General features: G+C 65.6%; 12 protein-coding genes. 3 read left to right on the top strand and 9 right to left on the bottom strand.

Features of this window, described 5'->3' with window-relative positions:
* Positions 1–5 precede the first annotated feature (5 nt).
* The 3 genes from SFA35_RS22190 to SFA35_RS22180 all read right to left on the bottom strand — a co-directional run bounded on the left by SFA35_RS22190 (position 6) and on the right by SFA35_RS22180 (position 5,000).
* Positions 6–2,852 (bottom strand): valine--tRNA ligase, encoded by a 2,847-nt coding sequence (locus tag SFA35_RS22190; protein ID WP_320572731.1) that lies wholly within the window; start codon positions 2,850–2,852, stop codon positions 6–8.
* 169 nt (positions 2,853–3,021) lie between these two features.
* Positions 3,022–3,927, bottom strand: a complete 906-nt coding sequence (gene gcvA, locus SFA35_RS22185) for a transcriptional regulator GcvA (RefSeq protein WP_320572729.1) — start codon at positions 3,925–3,927, stop codon at positions 3,022–3,024.
* On the bottom strand, positions 3,927–5,000 hold the full coding sequence (locus SFA35_RS22180; RefSeq protein WP_320572727.1) for an LLM class flavin-dependent oxidoreductase: 1,074 nt from the start codon (positions 4,998–5,000) through the stop codon (positions 3,927–3,929). The genes gcvA and SFA35_RS22180 overlap by 1 nt, the downstream gene beginning before the upstream one ends.
* A gap of 200 nt (positions 5,001–5,200) precedes the next feature.
* Here SFA35_RS22180 and SFA35_RS22175 point away from each other — a divergent pair, with 200 nt between their 5' ends.
* Entirely contained in the window at positions 5,201–6,268 is a 1,068-nt protein-coding gene (locus tag SFA35_RS22175; protein ID WP_320572725.1) for an LLM class flavin-dependent oxidoreductase, read from the top strand.
* A gap of 3 nt (positions 6,269–6,271) precedes the next feature.
* Here SFA35_RS22175 and SFA35_RS22170 read toward each other — a convergent pair whose 3' ends face one another.
* From SFA35_RS22170 to SFA35_RS22160, 3 genes are all read right to left on the bottom strand, one after another.
* Entirely contained in the window at positions 6,272–6,664 is a 393-nt protein-coding gene (locus SFA35_RS22170; protein WP_320572723.1) for a DNA polymerase III subunit chi, read from the bottom strand.
* A gap of 24 nt (positions 6,665–6,688) precedes the next feature.
* Positions 6,689–7,117, bottom strand: a complete 429-nt coding sequence (locus SFA35_RS22165; protein ID WP_320572721.1) for a DNA polymerase III subunit chi — start codon at positions 7,115–7,117, stop codon at positions 6,689–6,691.
* A 98-nt stretch (positions 7,118–7,215) separates the two neighbouring features.
* Positions 7,216–8,706, bottom strand: a complete 1,491-nt coding sequence (locus SFA35_RS22160) for a leucyl aminopeptidase (protein WP_320572719.1) — start codon at positions 8,704–8,706, stop codon at positions 7,216–7,218.
* A gap of 289 nt (positions 8,707–8,995) precedes the next feature.
* On the opposite strand from SFA35_RS22160, the gene lptF reads away from it, so the two are divergent.
* Positions 8,996–10,111, top strand: a complete 1,116-nt coding sequence (gene lptF, locus SFA35_RS22155) for an LPS export ABC transporter permease LptF (protein ID WP_320572718.1) — start codon at positions 8,996–8,998, stop codon at positions 10,109–10,111.
* Entirely contained in the window at positions 10,104–11,165 is a 1,062-nt protein-coding gene (gene lptG / locus SFA35_RS22150) for an LPS export ABC transporter permease LptG (protein ID WP_320572715.1), read from the top strand. The genes lptF and lptG overlap by 8 nt, the downstream gene beginning before the upstream one ends.
* A gap of 120 nt (positions 11,166–11,285) precedes the next feature.
* Here lptG and SFA35_RS22145 read toward each other — a convergent pair whose 3' ends face one another.
* From SFA35_RS22145 to gcvP, 3 genes are all read right to left on the bottom strand, one after another.
* Complete coding sequence (locus tag SFA35_RS22145) at positions 11,286–11,498, bottom strand: cold-shock protein (protein WP_003227496.1); 213 nt, start codon at positions 11,496–11,498, stop codon at positions 11,286–11,288.
* A gap of 369 nt (positions 11,499–11,867) precedes the next feature.
* Positions 11,868–12,992: a glycine cleavage system aminomethyltransferase GcvT gene (gene gcvT / locus SFA35_RS22140; RefSeq protein ID WP_320572687.1), complete on the bottom strand. Its 1,125-nt coding sequence runs from the start codon at positions 12,990–12,992 to the stop codon at positions 11,868–11,870.
* A 52-nt stretch (positions 12,993–13,044) separates the two neighbouring features.
* Positions 13,045–15,897, bottom strand: a complete 2,853-nt coding sequence (gene gcvP / locus SFA35_RS22135) for an aminomethyl-transferring glycine dehydrogenase (RefSeq protein WP_320572686.1) — start codon at positions 15,895–15,897, stop codon at positions 13,045–13,047.
* Between the last annotated feature and the right edge of the window lie 7 nt (positions 15,898–15,904).

Genomic DNA, 15,904 nt, shown 5'->3' with positions numbered 1-15,904 from the left:
CGGGGTTACAGGCTGGCGATCCGCGCGTGCTGTTCAGCCAGCTTGGCCAGCGCTTGCTCGGACTCGGCCAGCTTGGCGCGCTCCTTGTCGATCACCGCAGGCGGCGCCTTGTCGACGAACGCGGCGTTGGACAGCTTGCCGCCGACGCGCTGGACTTCACCCTGCAAGCGCAGGATTTCCTTGTCCAGGCGCGCCAGTTCGGCGGCCTTGTCGATCAGCCCGGCCATCGGCACCAGCACTTCCATCTCGCCCACCAGCGCGGTGGCGCTCAGCGGCGCCTCGGCGCCCGTCGCCAGCACGGTGATGGATTCGAGCTTGGCCAGCTTCTTGAGCAAGGCTTCGTTTTCCAGCAGACGGCGCTGGTCTTCGCTGCTGGCGTTGCGCACGAAGATCTGCAAGGGCTTGCCCGGGCCGATATTCATTTCGCCACGGATGTTGCGCGTGCCGAGCATCAGGCCCTTGAGCCATTCGATGTCGTCTTCGGCGGCGACGTCGATGCGGCTTTCATTGGCCACCGGCCAGGGCTGCAGCATGATCGTCTTGCCTTGGGCACCGGCCAGCGGGGCCAGGCGCTGCCAGATTTCCTCGGTGATGAATGGCATGAACGGGTGTGCCAGGCGCAGCGCCACTTCCAGCACGCGCACCAGGGTGCGGCGGGTGCCGCGCTGGCGCTCGACCGGGGCGTTCTCGTCCCAGAGGACCGGCTTGGACAGCTCCAGGTACCAGTCGCAGTACTGGTTCCAGATGAACTCGTAGAGCGCCTGGGCGGCCAGGTCGAAGCGGAACTGGTCGAGCTGGCGGGTGACTTCGGCTTCGGTGCGCTGTAGCTGCGAGATGATCCAGCGGTCGGCCAGCGACAGTTCATAGGCCTCGCCGTTCTGGCCGCAGTCCTCGCCCTTGTCGAGCACGTAGCGCGCCGCGTTCCAGATCTTGTTGCAGAAATTGCGATAGCCTTCGACGCGGCCCATGTCGAACTTGATGTCGCGGCCGGTGGACGCCAGCGAGCAGAAGGTGAAGCGCAGGGCGTCGGTGCCGTAGCTGGCGATGCCGCCTTCGAACTCGTCGCGGGTCTGCTTCTCGATCTTCTTCGCCAGTTTCGGCTGCATCAGGCCCGAGGTGCGCTTGGCCACCAGTGCTTCGAGCTCGATGCCGTCGATGATGTCCAGCGGGTCGAGTACGTTGCCCTTGGACTTGGACATCTTCTGACCCTGGCCATCACGCACCAGGCCGTGCACGTACACGGTCTTGAACGGGACCTGCGGGGTGCCGTCGGCGTTCTTGACCAGGTGCATGGTCAGCATGATCATCCGGGCGACCCAGAAGAAAATGATGTCGAAGCCGGTGACCAGCACGTCGGTGGAGTGGAATTTCTTCAGGAATTCGGTCTGCTCCGGCCAGCCCAAAGTGGAGAAGGTCCACAGGCCCGAGCTGAACCAGGTGTCGAGTACGTCGTTGTCCTGGTTGAGCGTGACGTCCGCGGCCAGGCCGTGCTTGCTGCGCACTTCGGCTTCGCTGCGGCCGACATAGACCTTGCCGCTCTCGTCGTACCAGGCCGGAATGCGGTGGCCCCACCACAGCTGGCGGCTGATGCACCAGTCCTGGATGTCGCGCATCCAGGAGAAGTACATGTTCTCGTACTGCTTGGGCACGAACTGGATGCGGCCGTCTTCCACGGCGGCGATCGCAGGCTCGGCCAAAGGCTTGGTCGACACGTACCACTGGTCGGTCAGCCACGGCTCGATGACGGTGCCGGAGCGGTCGCCCTTCGGCACTTTCAGGCCATGATCGTCGACGCTGACCAGCAGGCCGGCGGCGTCGAAGGCGGCGACAATCTGCTTGCGCGCCTCGAAACGGTCGAGGCCGACGTATGCGGCGGGGATGTCGCCGACGATGCTTTCGTTGAGCTTGCCGTCCAGGTTGAACACCTGGCAGGCCGGCAGTACGGCGGCGTTCTTGTCGAAGATGTTCAGCAGCGGCAAGTTGTGGCGCTTGGCGACTTCATAGTCGTTGAAATCGTGGGCCGGGGTGATCTTCACGCAGCCGGTGCCGAACTCGGGGTCGCAGTAGTCGTCGCCGATGATCGGGATGCGCCGGCCCACCAGCGGCAGTTCGACGAACCGGCCGATCAGTGCCTGGTAGCGCTCGTCATTGGGGTTCACCGCCACGGCAGCGTCGCCGAGCATGGTTTCAGGGCGAGTGGTGGCGACGATCAGGTAATTCTTGCCCTCGGCGGTGGTCACGCCGTCGGCCAGCGGGTACTTGAGGTTCCACAGGAAGCCTTTTTCGTCGTGGTTTTCCACTTCGAGGTCGGAGATCGCCGTGTGCAGCTTGGTGTCCCAGTTCACCAGGCGCTTGCCGCGGTAGATCAGGCCGTCTTCGTGCAGGCGCACGAAAGCTTCCTTGACCGCCTCGGACAGGCCGTCGTCCATGGTAAAGCGCTCGCGGCTCCAGTCCACCGAGGAACCCAGGCGGCGAATCTGCCGGCTGATGTTGCCGCCGGACTGGCCTTTCCATTCCCAGACTTTTTCCAGGAAGGCCTCACGACCCAGGTCGTGACGGCTCTGGCCCTGAGCCTCGAGCTGACGCTCGACCAGCATCTGGGTGGCGATGCCGGCGTGGTCGGTGCCCGGTTGCCACAGGGTGTCACGGCCCTGCATGCGGCGGAAACGGATCAGGGCGTCCATGATCGCGTTGTTGAAGCCATGGCCCATGTGCAGGCTGCCGGTGACGTTCGGCGGCGGGATCATGATGGTGTAGGAGTCCCCCGAGCCTTGCGGCGCGAAGTAGTTTTCCGACTCCCAGGTCTGGTACCAGGAAGTTTCGATGGCGTGCGGCTGGTAGGTCTTGTCCATGCGCGGGGGGACCCTTAGGCATTAATTTGGGAAAGCCGGGAAGTATAACAAAGCTCGGGGGCTTAGCACCCTCCTGCATGCGCGATGTGGGAGGGGGCAGAGCCCCCGAGAGGCCGCAAGGCCGGTTTGATCTTCGGGCGCCGGCGAAATGTCCAATGTGGCCATACCCCTAACGCGCCGCAATCGCCTGCAGCGCTTCGGCCATCAGCCACTCGCGGAACTCGGCGATGGCTGGTTTATTGGCGAACGCCGGGCTGCTCAACAGGTAGAAGCCCTCCTCAGTCTGCAGTTCGGTGGCAAACGGGCGCACCAGACGTCCGGACTTGAGGTCGCTTTCCACCAGCAGGTAACTGGCCAGGCCGATGCCTTGGCCCTGGGCTACGGCTTCGAGCATCAGCCCCGGCTCGTTGAAGTAGAGCGTGTCGGCGAAGCTGATGCCGCGCGCACCGGCTGCTTCGAACCATTCGCTCCAGTAGCCGCTGTTGACCACCTGCAGCAAGGTGTGGCGGGTCAGCGCGTGGGGACTCTCGATAGGGCCTTCGGCTTCCAGCAGGTCGGGGCTGCAGACCGGGAAGATCGGTTCGGCGCCCAGCGGCGTGGCCAGCACGCCGGGCCAGTGGCCGTTGCCCCAGCGGATGGCGACGTCGATGTCCTGGCGGTCGAAATCGACCGGGTCGGAGGACGCCAGCAGGGTGATGCGGATTTTCGGGTACTGCTGCATGAAGCGCTTGAGCCTGGGCACCAGCCAGCGGCTGGCGATGGCCGGCGCGGCATTGACGCAAAGCACGCTGGGCACGTCAGGGTCGATGACCCGTTCGCAGACCCGGCTGAGCATGCTCAGCGCCTCGTGGGCGACATCGGCCAGGGCGGTGCCTTCGCGGGTCAGCTCGATGCGCCGGGGCAGGCGGCGGAACAGGCGCACTTCGAGAAAGTCTTCAAGCTGGCGGATCTGCTGGCTGACCGCCGAGGGCGTGACGCACAGCTCGGCGGCCGCGTCGGTGAAACTGCCGCAGCGGGCGGCGGCATCGAACACTCGAAACAGGTTCAAGGGCGGCAGTCGGTTGATGCGTGCCATCAGGTGGCGGCCTCGGCCTGCGGCCCGCAAAGGTGCAGCAGCGACTTCAGTTGGGGCATCACCTCGGCGCCAAAACGCTCCAGCGACGACAGCGTCTCACGCCGGCCGATGCCGGCGAAGCCCATGAAGCAGGACAGGTGACTCGGCGCCAGGGTGGTCAGCTCGTGATGCAGGCGTTCGGCACAATAGTCCGCCGGGCCGATGATGGCATTGTCCAGAAAGTCGTCCAGCGGCGGTTCGTCATTGAGCGGCATCAGCCGCAGGAAAGGCCCGTCCATGCTCGGTCGTGCCCGCGACAGCGGTAGCGCGGCCCGGGCCAGGTTGCGCACGCAGCTGGCCGCATGGCTGGCCTCATGGGGCGAGTCGGTGATGAAGATGTAGCGCTGCACGGCCAGGGGCATGGTGGCGACTTCTCCTGCGGCTTCGGCCCAGCGCTGGGCAATCACTTTCCGAAACTGGCTGGCGGCCGCCAGCCCGCGATGGCCGAAACTCATGAACGGGGTATGACCGCCCTGCACCATGCGTGCCACGACCTGTGGATGGCTGCTGGCGACGAACACTTCGGGCATGGCCAGGCCAAATGGGCGCATCGACAGTTCGGTATGCGGCACCTGGTAATGCTCGCCGTGAAACTCCACGGTGCCCGTGGTCAAGCCTTGCTCGAGGATGCACCAGGCCTCGAGCATGCGCTCGTAGCGCTGCGCGGGCGCCACCTGAAAGCGCTCGAACTCATATGGCTGGTAGCCGCTGCCCAGGCCCAATACCAAGCGGCCGCTGCTCAACAGGTCGGCGAACGCCAGTTCCTGCACGACTCGCAATGGCTGGTAGAAGGGCAGGGCGAGCACCCCTGGGCCCAGGCGGATTCGCGTGGTCAGGGGGGCACAATGGGCGACCATGAGCAGTGCGGACGGGCAGATGGAATGGTTGGTGAAGTGATGCTCGGCGAACCAGGCGATGTCGAAGCCCAGCTCCTCGGCCATGCCAACCATGTCGACGGTGGTGCGCAACACCGAGGCAGGCGAGGTATTGCGGTCGTACAGGCCCATCAGGTTGAACAGTCCGAGCTTGACCATCAGCGGCGTGCTCCCGGGAGTCAGGAGCGCAACGCTAGCGGGCGCCGCTGCGGGCGGCAAGCGAGCCGTTCTAATCCATGCATAAGCACAGGTTAAGGCAAGCCTGGGGCAAGCCGGGCTAATGCGCGCACAAGGATTGATCGTTTGTCAGGCGCGCCGGCGGCCACGCAGACTGGTTTTTTCTGGCGGCGGTGAGTGCGATGAATTTCGGAATCTTCAACCTGATGGGGCTGCGTGACAATCCACGCGGCACGCCCGGGGTGATCGACGACACGGTGAGCATGGTCAGATTGGCCGAAGACATCGGCTTCGACGTGGCCTGGTTCGCCGAGCACCATTTCACCAACTACTCGATCAGCGTCTCACCGCTGATGATGGCCGCGTTCATGGCGGGCAAGACCGAGCGCATCCGTCTGGGCGCCGGTGTGGTGGTGCTGCCGCTGTATCACCCCATGCGCGTCGCCCAGGAGATCGCCCTGCTCGATCAGCAGAGCAACGGCCGCGCGGTGATCGGGGTCGGCACCGGTTACCAGGCCTACGAGTTCGAACGCTACGGCGCCGATGTGGCGCAGAAGACGGCGATGTTTCTCGAGTACTGGGCGGTGGTCGAGCAGGCGTTGACCCAGGGACGGGTGGCGTTCGAAGGCAAGTTCATCCAGGTGCCGGACACCTGCATCACCGTGCGCCCGGTGCAGCAGCCGCTGCCGCCGTTGTTCTGCACTTCGCCGAGCCCGCAGATCCTGCGCCAGTTGGCGCGCTGGCAGGCCGTTCCGTTCGTCACGGCCGGCTGGCGTGGTTCCAGCGCATTGCCCGGTTTGGTCGAGAAGGTGCGAGAGAGTTGGTTGGCCGCCGGGTTGCAGGGTGCGCAGATGCCGGTCGCGCTACAGCAGTACATTCACGTGACCGACAGCCGCAGCGAAGCGCTGGAGGCGGCCGAACGGGCCCGCTATGTCGGGCGCATGGTCACGGCCCTGCGCTCGCCCGACCTGCTGCTGGAGGGATCGATGGTGCAGGCGCCAGCGTTCGACGGCGAACCGCCGCTGGAAACCTTCCGTGACAATCTGATCATTGGCGATGCGCATTACGTTGCCGAGCGCATGGTTGCGGAGATTCGCCAACTGGACCCGATCCACTACAACGGCTTTTTTCAGTTCGGCGATATGCCGATCACCCGCGCGCGGCGCTCGCTGGAGCGCTTTGGCAGCGAGGTGATCCCGCTGCTGGAGCGCGAGCTGGGGCCCCTGGCGGGTATCGGCCGCCGAGACTGAGGGCTATTGCTGCAACAGACGCTCGAGGCGCGCCTCCAGGCGCCGCTTGATCTCGGTCTCGATGTGTGGGGCGAAGTCGTCGATGACGTCCTGCATGATCTGCTGCGCCGCGCTGCGCAGGTCGGCGTCCAGGTGTAGCAGGGTGTCCTGGCGGTTCTGCTCGGGGCTGGGCTGCGCCACAGGTTTGGGCAGCGGCGCCTGGGCGGCCGAAGGCGCCTGTTGCAGGCTTTCGGTCTCGCCTTCGACGTCCAGCAGCAGGGGGATCTGCTCGCGTTCGTCGGGCACCGAGTCGGTCAGCAGCGGCGGCTGCAGGGTTTCGTCGCCGAGCAGCTGGCGGATCGACTCGAGGTCGTCCAGCAGGTGCGCGGACTTGGGCAGAGGTTTGAAATTGTCCATCTTGGGCTCTTGTCCGGCGTGGGCTCAAAGTCGCTGTAGGCGGTGATCCTGCAAAGGATAGCCGCGTTCGCGGTAGAAACGAAAACTCTCCCGGGCGGCCTGACGAATCGCCGGGTCTTCGACGACGATTTCGGCGATGCGGCTGAAGCGTTCGAAAAAGGCCGGCACCTTCAGGTCCAGGTTGACCAGCAGGTCGCTGTGTTGGCCTGCCGAGTCGTCCAGGCCCAGGGTGATAGGCGCGCTGGCTTCGTCCTGGACGATATTGTGCGGCACGAAGCTCTCGCCCTTGAACGCCCACAGGCGCTGGTCGAGCGCCTCGCGCTGGGCGGCGTCGCTGCAGTGCAGGTGAATGCTGTGGCCCAGACGCCAGGCTTTTTCCACCAGCTTGCAGGCGAAGTCCAGGCGAGCGGCGGGGAGGGGGCTGGGGAGAATATAGAAGTCGATCTGGGGCATCGATGCCTCGTGGGTGCGGTGTGTCTGGCAGATGGCGTCGCTTGCATCGCGGCCTTGGCGCGCGCCAAGGCCGCGATGCAAGCGCGACCGATCGGTCCTCAGACCCCGGCGCGGTCCAGCAGGTACTGGGTCAGCAGGGGCACAGGGCGGCCAGTGGCACCCTTGTCCTTGCCGCCGCTCAGCCAGGCGGTACCGGCGATGTCCAGGTGCGCCCAGTGGTAGGCCTTGGCGAAACGCGACAGGAAGCAGCCGGCGGTGATGGTGCCGCCTTTCGGCCCGCCGATGTTGGCGATGTCGGCGAACGGGCTGTCCAGTTGCTCCTGGTATTCGTCGAACAGCGGCAGCTGCCAGCAACGGTCGTCGGCTTGCTTGCCGGCGCTGAGCAGTTGCTCGATCAGGCCGTCGTTGTTGCCCATCAGGCCTGAAGTGTGGCCGCCCAGAGCGACCACGCAGGCGCCGGTCAGGGTGGCAATGTCGATCACCGCCTGAGGTTTGAAACGCTCGGCGTAGGTCAGCGCGTCGCACAGCACCAGGCGACCCTCGGCGTCGGTGTTGAGGATCTCGACGGTCTGCCCGCTCATGGTCTCGACGATGTCGCCAGGGCGCGTGGCGCGGCCGCTTGGCATGTTCTCGGCGCAGGCGAGGATGCACACCAGGTTGATCGGCAGTTCCAGCTCGAGCACGGCGCGCAGGGTGCCGAACACGCTGGCGGCGCCGCACATGTCGTACTTCATTTCATCCATGTTGGCCGCCGGCTTGATGCTGATGCCGCCGGTGTCGAAGGTGATGCCCTTGCCGACCAGCACGTACGGCTGCTCGCCCTTCTTGCCGCCCTGGTAGTTGGCGACGATCAGCCGTGGAGGCTGTTCGCTGCCCTGGGCCACGGCGAGGAACGAGCCCATGCCCAGTTCCTTGAGCTTCTTCTCGTCGTGCACTTCGACCTTGAGGTTCTTGTGCGCCTTGGCCAGGCTCTTCGCCGCTTCGCCGAGGAAGGTCGGGTGGCACAGGTTGGGGGGCAGGTTGCCCAGGTCGCGGGTGAAGCTCATGCCGCTGGCGATCGCCGAGGCGTGGCTGACGGCGCGCTCGACTTCGGCCTGCAGTGCCTTGGTGGTCAGCAGGGTGATCTTCTTCAGGGCGCGCGGCTCGGCCTTCTTGCTCTTGAAGCGGTCGAACACGTATTCGCCGTCCAGCAGGGTTTCGGCCAGCAGGCGGGTCTTGCCGTAGGTATCGCGGTTCTTCACCACCAGCGCGTCGAGGGCCAGCACGGCGTCGCCGCCGCCCAGGCCCTTGAGCACGTTGAACACGGCGCTGGCCAGCTTGCGCCAAGGGCGGTCGCCCAGTTCGCCGTCCTTGCCGGTGCCGACCAGCAACACGCGCTCGGCCTTGAGGTTGGGCAGGTTGTGCAGCAGCAGGGTCTGGCCGGCCTTGCCGAGCAGGTCGCCGCGCTTGAGCACGGCACTGATGGCGCCGTTGCTGAGGCTGTCGATCTTGCTGGCGACGGTGCCCAGCGGCTGGTCTTCACCCACGGCGATGACCAGCGTGGCAGTTTTCAACGTGTCGGCATTGACGCTTTTTACAACTAATTCCATATCCGGGCCCCTGGCTGACGGTCGGTTTCGCCGGCGCGGTGCCCGGCGACTACGGCGGCAAGAACGGTGCTTGCGCCAAAGCGCCCAGTTTGAGCCTTGCTGGCCGGCGCTGACAACCCTTGGATCGGCGAATGCGCCACGCCAGTGCCCTTGCCAAGTGACAGGCAGGGTCAATCACAGGATAATGCGCCAACTTTTTCGCGAGCTCTGCGTTGCGGGTCGTCCCGATAGCGGGTCTGTCGTGTTTTGCTTGTCGGGCCAGCCGGGCCGACAACCTGGAGTGTCTGGTTTGATCGTCTCTCGTTATCTGTCCCGTGAAGTCCTGTTCACCATGAGCGCCGTCAGTGCGGTGCTGCTGGTGATCATCATGAGTGGCCGCTTCATCAAGTACCTGGCCCAGGCCGCTTCCGGCGCCCTGGACCCGGGCGCGCTGTTCATGATCATGGGCTATCGCATGCCCAGCTTCCTGACCCTGATCCTGCCGCTGGGCCTGTTCCTCGGCATCCTGCTCGGCTATGGCCGGTTGTACCTCGAAAGCGAGATGACCGTGCTGTCGGCGACCGGCATGAGCCAGCAGCGCCTGCTCGGCATTACCCTGATCCCGGCCACCATGGTCGCCCTGCTGGTGGCCTGGCTGTCGTTCAGCCTGGCGCCCCAGGGCGCGGCGCTGTTTGCCCAGGTGCTCAACCAGCAGGACGCCCTCACTGAATTCGACACCCTGGTGCCCGGGCGCTTCCAGTCGCTGCGCGACGGCAGCCGGGTGACCTACACCGACACCCTGTCCGACGACCGTGTGGAGCTGGGCAGCGTGTTCATCTCCGAGAAACGCCTGTCCCAGGACCAGTCCAAGGACCGCGGCATCACCGTGCTGGTGGCGGAGAAAGGCCATCAGGAGACCCATCCCGACGGCGGCCGCTTCCTGATCCTGAAAAACGGCTATCGCTACGACGGCAACCCCGGCGAAGCGGACTACCGGGCGATCAAGTACGACACCTACGGCGTGCTGCTGCCCAAACCGGACGTCAGCGACGACGTCACCGACCGCGACGCCATTCCCACCCGCGAGCTGCTCAAGCCGGGCGGCGACAAGGCCGAGCTGCAATGGCGCATCTCGCTGCCGTTGCTGGTCTTCGTGGTGACCCTGATCGCGGTGCCGCTGTCGCGCGCCAACCCGCGCCAAGGTCGCTTCCTCAAACTTCTGCCGGCGATCCTGCTGTACATGGCCTACCTGACCATCCTGATTTCCGCCCGCGGCGCCCTGGAGAAGGGTCGCCTGCCGCAGTCACTGGGTCTGTGGTGGGTGCATGCGATCTTCCTGGTCATCGGCCTGGGGTTGATGTACTGGGAGCCGATGCGCCTCAAGCGGGCGAGTCGCCGCGCGGCACGGGAGCTGCGCCATGCGTAAGCTCGACCGCTATATCGGCCGCAGTGTGCTGACCGCCATCCTCGGTGTGCTCGGGGTGATCCTCGGGCTGGCTTCGTTGTTTGCCTTCATCGACGAGATGAGCGATGTCAGCGCCACCTATAGCGCCCTGGATGCCGCCAGCTTCGTGTTGTTCACCGCGCCGCGGCGGGTCTACGACATGCTGCCGATGGCCGCGCTTATCGGCTGCCTGATTGGCCTCGGCACCCTGGCCAGCAGCAGCGAGCTGACCATCATGCGCGCCGCCGGCGTGTCGGTCGGACGCATCGTCTGGTCGGTGATGAAGCCCATGCTGGTGCTGATGGTCTGCGGCCTGCTGGTGGGCGAGTACGTGGCGCCGCCGCTGGAAAACCAGGCCCAGGCTCAGCGCTCGTTCCTGCAGGGCCAGGGCGACGCGCAAACCGGCCGCCATGGCGTGTGGCACCGCGAGGGTGACGAGTACATCCACATCAACGCCGTGCAGCCCAAGGGCCTGCTGCTGGGTGTGACCCGTTACCGCTTCGACAACCAGCGGCACCTGCAGGAGTCGGGCTTCGCCAAGACCGCCCACTACAAGGACGGCCACTGGACCCTCAACGACGTCACCACCACCCTGTTTCACGAGAACAGTACCGAGATCGTCACCAGCGCGGCCCTGCCCTGGAACGTGACCCTGACGCCGCAGCTGCTCGACACCGTGGTGGTGCCGCCGGAGGCGCTGTCGATCAGCGGCCTGTGGAGCTACATTCACTACCTGGCCGACCAGAACCTCAACAACGGCAAATACTGGCTGGCATTCTGGACCAAGGTCCTGCAGCCGCTGGTCACCGCTGCCTTGGTGTTGATGGCCATCTCGTTCATCTTCGGTCCGCTGCGCTCGGTGACCCTCGGCCAGCGGGTCTTCACCGGGGTGCTGGTGGGCTTCGTGTTCCGCATCGTTCAGGACCTGCTCGGCCCGGCCAGCCTGGTGTTCGGCTTTACGCCGCTGCTGGCGGTGGTGGTGCCGGCCGGGATCTGCGCCGTAGCAGGGTATTGGTTGTTGCGCCGGGCCGGTTGACGGCGCAACCGCCGCCGTGAGCAGCGTTGCTCCCAAGGGGGCAGGGCTGCACCGACTCAAATCAGGCCCACAAAAAAGCCCCTGCTGTCACCAGCAGGGGCTTTTTTGTGGCGTCGGCGATCAGGCTTCGGCTTGTACTTCGTCCGCTTGCATGCCTTTCTGGCCCTGCACAGCAACGAAGGTCACCTTCTGGCCTTCTTTCAGGCTTTTGAAGCCATTACCCTGAATAGCGCGGAAGTGCACGAACAGATCCGGCCCGCTTTCTGGAGTGATAAAACCAAAACCTTTTTCGTCGTTAAACCACTTGACGGTACCGCTCTGACGAGTCGACATAGCTATTTTCCTTGGAACTTGAAATTAGTAACAGCTTCTTCCACATGGAAGAGTACTGGGCTGAGTTGCAGGAAAACAGCAGACGTCGAACGGGTTGTAGCAAAGCTTAGAGCTACTGCCCAGGTCACCATCCTCGCGACCCTTGCAAACACAGTGGGGAAACTCTACGCCAACTTCGTCAGCAAAAACAAGCCCCGAAGAACACCGCTTTTAGTACTTTTTGACGGCTTTTAGACGCCTTTTTATCGGCACTGGCGGCATGTCAATTTCATTGCACAACATCAGTGCCGGGACCTCGACCCAGGCGCCATAAAGCGTCATTTTTTTGAGTCAAAGTGTTGCTCAGGTCTGCCCCGGTACTTCGTTGCTTCAACCGCGATAGTAGCGCTGCGGGACGAACGGCATGCGGCTGACCTTCATGGCCACGCGTTTGCCGCGTACCAGCGCCCACAGCGGCGTTTCCAGTGCGGCATGGGCGCTGTCGACATAGCCCATGGCCAAAGGCGCGCCGAGGGTCGGCCCGAAGCCGCCGCTGCAGACGCTGCCGACCACCTCTCCGGCGGCATCGACCAGCTCGGCGCCTTCACGCACCGGTGTGCGTTCCTGCGCCAGCAGCCCGACCCGCTTGCGCGGCACGCCGCCGGCCTGCTGGGCGAAGATCACTGCGCTGCCGGGAAAACCGCCGGCCCGCGCGCCGTCGCTGCGGCGCACCTTGGAGATGGCCCAGAGCAGGCTGGCCTCGACCGGTGTCAGCTGTTCGTTCATGTCGTGGCCATAGAGGCACAGGCCGGCTTCCAGGCGCAGCGAGTCCCGTGCGCCGAGGCCGATGGCGGCAACTTCCGGTTCCGCCAGCAGGCGCCGGGCCAGCGCCTCGGCGTCGGCGGCGGGCACCGAGATTTCGTAGCCGTCTTCACCGGTGTAACCCGAGCGGCTGACAAAGCAGGGGACGCCGAGCAGTTCGACGCTGGCGAACTGCATGAAGGTCATGTTCGCCACCTGGGGTGCCAGTCGTGACAGTACCGTCACCGCGGCCGGACCCTGCAGCGCCAGCAAGGCGCGCTCCGTGAACAGCGGCTCGATGCTGCAGCGGCCGGCCAGATGCTGGCGCAGATGGGCCAGGTCCTGTTCCTTGCAGGCCGCGTTGACCACCAGCAGCAGGGTGTCTTCGGCCAGCCGGGCGACCATCAGGTCGTCCAGAATGCCGCCCTGCTCGTTGGTGAACATGGCGTAGCGCTGCAGGCCTGCCGGCAGGTCGAGGATGTCCACCGGCACCAGGGTTTCCAGGGCGGCAGCGGCGTCGCCGCCGCGCAGCAGGATCTGCCCCATGTGCGAGACGTCGAACAGGCCGGCCTGGTCGCGGGTGTGCTGGTGCTCCTTGAGCACACCGAGCGGGTACTGCACCGGCATGTCGTAGCCGGCGAAGGGCACCATGCGCGCGCCCAGCTCCAGGTGCAGGGCGTGCAAGGGGGTTTTCAGCAGGGTTTGCTCAGACATCGGAAATTCCTTGGAGGGAGGGGATGGCCGCTACGCGGCCATCCAGCAAGCATCAAGCCTCTTGATACGCCTCGATCGACGGGCAGGCACACACCAGGTTACGGTCGCCAAACACGTTGTCGACCCGGCCCACCGGCGGCCAGTACTTGGCTTCGACCAGGGAAGGCAACGGGTACACCGCCTGCTCGCGGCTGTACGGGTGGGTCCACTCACCGACCATTTCCGCCGCCGTGTGCGGCGCGTTCTTCAGCGGGTTGTCGTTGGCATCCAGACGGCCTTCTTCGACCGCGCGGATTTCCTCGCGGATCTTGATCATCGCGTCGCAGAAACGGTCGAGCTCTTCGCGCGATTCGCTCTCGGTGGGCTCGATCATCAGGGTGCCGGCCACCGGGAACGACATGGTCGGGGCATGGAAGCCGAAGTCGATCAGGCGCTTGGCCACGTCGTCGACGCTGATGCCGCTGCTGTCCTTGAGCGGGCGCAGGTCGAGGATGCATTCGTGGGCGACCAGGCCATTGCTGCCGGTGTACAGCACCGGGTAGTGCTCCTCCAGGCGCCGGGCGATGTAGTTGGCATTGAGGATGGCCAGCTGCGAGGCGCGCTTGAGGCCGGCGCCGCCCATCATGCGAATGTACATCCAGGTGATCGGCAGGATGCTGGCGCTGCCGAACGGCGCCGCGCACACCGCGCCTTCCTTGCGTGCCATGCTCGCGTGGCCGGGCAGGAACGGCGCCAGGTGCGACTTCACGCCGATCGGGCCGACGCCCGGGCCGCCGCCGCCGTGGGGGATGCAGAAGGTCTTGTGCAGGTTGAGGTGCGAGACGTCGCCACCGAACTTGCCGGGCGCGCAGAGGCCGACCATGGCGTTCATGTTGGCGCCGTCGATGTACACCTGGCCGCCGTTGTCGTGGACGATGGCGCAGATTTCGCGGATCGCTTCCTCGAACACGCCGTGGGTCGAGGGGTAGGTGATCATCAGCGCGGCGAGCTGGTCGCGGTGCTCGATGGCCTTGGCGCGCAGGTCCTCGACGTCGACGTTGCCGCGGGCATCGCAGGCGGTGACCACCACGCGCATGCCAGCCATGTGCGCAGTCGCCGGGTTGGTGCCGTGGGCCGACGACGGGATCAGGCAGATGTCGCGGCGTTCGTCGCCACGGCTCTGGTGATAGGCACGGATGGCCAGCAGGCCGGCGTATTCGCCCTGGGAGCCGGCGTTGGGTTGCAGTGACACGGCGTCATAGCCGGTGGCGGCGCAGAGCATCTGCTCCAGCTCGTCGGTCAGTCGTTGGTAGCCCTTGCTCTGCTCGGCCGGGGCGAAGGGGTGCAGGTTGCCGAATTCGGCCCAGGTCACCGGGATCATCTCGCTGGCGGCGTTGAGCTTCATGGTGCACGAGCCCAGCGGGATCATGGTGCGGTCCAGCGCCAGGTCCTTGTCGGCGAGACGGCGCAGGTAGCGCATCAGCTCGGTTTCCGAGTGATAGCGGTTGAACACCGGGTACGTAAGGATCGCCGACTGGCGCAGCAGCGCGGCGGGCAGGCGCGATTGCACGGCGCCAGCCAGGCTGGCGAAGTCCGGGGCGCTGCCGAACAGTGCCCACAGGGCCTCGACGTCGGCCTGGGTGCTGGTTTCATCCAGCGACAGGCCCAGGCGCCCGGCGTCCACTTCGCGCAGGTTGATGCCGGCGGCGCGGGCCTTGGCGTGCAAATCGGCAGTCGCCGCGCCAGTGGCCAGGGTCAGGGTGTCGAAGAAGTGCGTCTGCTCGACGGTCACGCCCAGCGCCTTGAGGCCGTCGGCGAGGATGGCCGCAAGGGTATGGGTGCGCCGGGCGATCTGCTGCAGGCCGGCCGGGCCGTGATAGACGGCGTACATGCTGGCGATGTTGGCCAGCAACACCTGGGCGGTGCAGATGTTGCTGGTGGCCTTCTCGCGGCGGATGTGCTGCTCGCGTGTCTGCATGGCCAGGCGCAGGGCCGGCTTGCCATGGCGGTCGATGGACAGGCCGACCAGGCGGCCGGGCATGTCGCGCTTGAACGCGTCCCTGGTGGAGAAGTAGGCCGCGTGCGGGCCGCCGAAGCCCAGTGGCACGCCGAAGCGCTGGGCGCTGCCGATGGCGACGTCGGCGCCGAACTCGCCCGGCGGGGTCAGCAGGGTCAGAGCGAGCAGGTCGGCGGCCACGGCCACCAGCGCGTTGACGCCATGCAAGCGCTCCACCAGCGCCTGGTATTCGAACACGTCGCCATTGCTGGCGGGGTACTGCAGCAGAGCGCCGAAGAACGGGCTGACGTCACCCAGAGCCAGCTCGTCGCCGACCACGATCTCGATGCCCAGCGGCTCGGCCCGGGTGCGCAGCACATCGAGCGTCTGCGGATGGCAGTGGCTGGAGGCGAAGAAGGCATGGCCGCTCTTGTTCTTGCTCAGGCGCTTGCAGAATGTCATCGCTTCGGCGGCGGCGGTGGCTTCGTCGAGCAGCGAGGCGTTGGCGATCGGCAAGCCGGTCAGGTCGCTGATCAGGGTCTGGAAGTTGAGCAGGGACTCCAGGCGGCCCTGGGAAATTTCTGGCTGGTAGGGCGTGTAGGCGGTGTACCAGGCCGGGTTTTCCAGCAGGTTGCGCAGAATCGGCGCCGGCGTGTGGGTGTTGTAGTAGCCCTGGCCGATCCAGTTCCTGAACAGCTGGTTCTGCTGGGCGATGGCCTTGATGGCTGCCAGCGCATCGGCTTCGCTCTGGCCTTCGCCCTGGTCCAGCACGCTGGTGCCCTTGATGCTCTGCGGGATGACGCTGGCGCTCAGCGCCTCCAGGCTGTCGTAGCCCAGGGTCTTGAGCATGGCCTGTTCGTCGGCCGGGCGCGGGCCGATGTGGCGCGCCATGAATTCGTTGGCGGTGGTCAATACGGTGCGATCGGTCATGTCCTGA

The sequence above is a fragment of the Pseudomonas sp. HR96 genome (assembly GCF_034059295.1).
GTDB lineage: Bacteria > Pseudomonadota > Gammaproteobacteria > Pseudomonadales > Pseudomonadaceae > Aquipseudomonas.
This window is presented reverse-complemented; position numbering and strand designations above follow the sequence as displayed.

Excerpts from the sequence above, each read along its gene's own strand:
- lptG (WP_320572715.1), top strand. The coding sequence starts at position 10,104 with ATGCGTAAGCTCGACCGCTATATCGGCCGCAGTGTGCTGACCGCCATC.
- gcvP (WP_320572686.1), bottom strand. The coding sequence starts at position 15,897 with ATGACCGATCGCACCGTATTGACCACCGCCAACGAATTCATGGCGCGC.
- gcvT (WP_320572687.1), bottom strand. The coding sequence starts at position 12,992 with ATGTCTGAGCAAACCCTGCTGAAAACCCCCTTGCACGCCCTGCACCTG.
- SFA35_RS22165 (WP_320572721.1), bottom strand. The coding sequence starts at position 7,117 with ATGCCCCAGATCGACTTCTATATTCTCCCCAGCCCCCTCCCCGCCGCT.
- SFA35_RS22180 (WP_320572727.1), bottom strand. The coding sequence starts at position 5,000 with ATGGTCAAGCTCGGACTGTTCAACCTGATGGGCCTGTACGACCGCAAT.
- SFA35_RS22160 (WP_320572719.1), bottom strand. The coding sequence starts at position 8,706 with ATGGAATTAGTTGTAAAAAGCGTCAATGCCGACACGTTGAAAACTGCC.
- SFA35_RS22145 (WP_003227496.1), bottom strand. The coding sequence starts at position 11,498 with ATGTCGACTCGTCAGAGCGGTACCGTCAAGTGGTTTAACGACGAAAAA.
- SFA35_RS22190 (WP_320572731.1), bottom strand. The coding sequence starts at position 2,852 with ATGGACAAGACCTACCAGCCGCACGCCATCGAAACTTCCTGGTACCAG.
- gcvA (WP_320572729.1), bottom strand. The coding sequence starts at position 3,927 with ATGGCACGCATCAACCGACTGCCGCCCTTGAACCTGTTTCGAGTGTTC.
- SFA35_RS22175 (WP_320572725.1), top strand. The coding sequence starts at position 5,201 with ATGAATTTCGGAATCTTCAACCTGATGGGGCTGCGTGACAATCCACGC.
- SFA35_RS22170 (WP_320572723.1), bottom strand. The coding sequence starts at position 6,664 with ATGGACAATTTCAAACCTCTGCCCAAGTCCGCGCACCTGCTGGACGAC.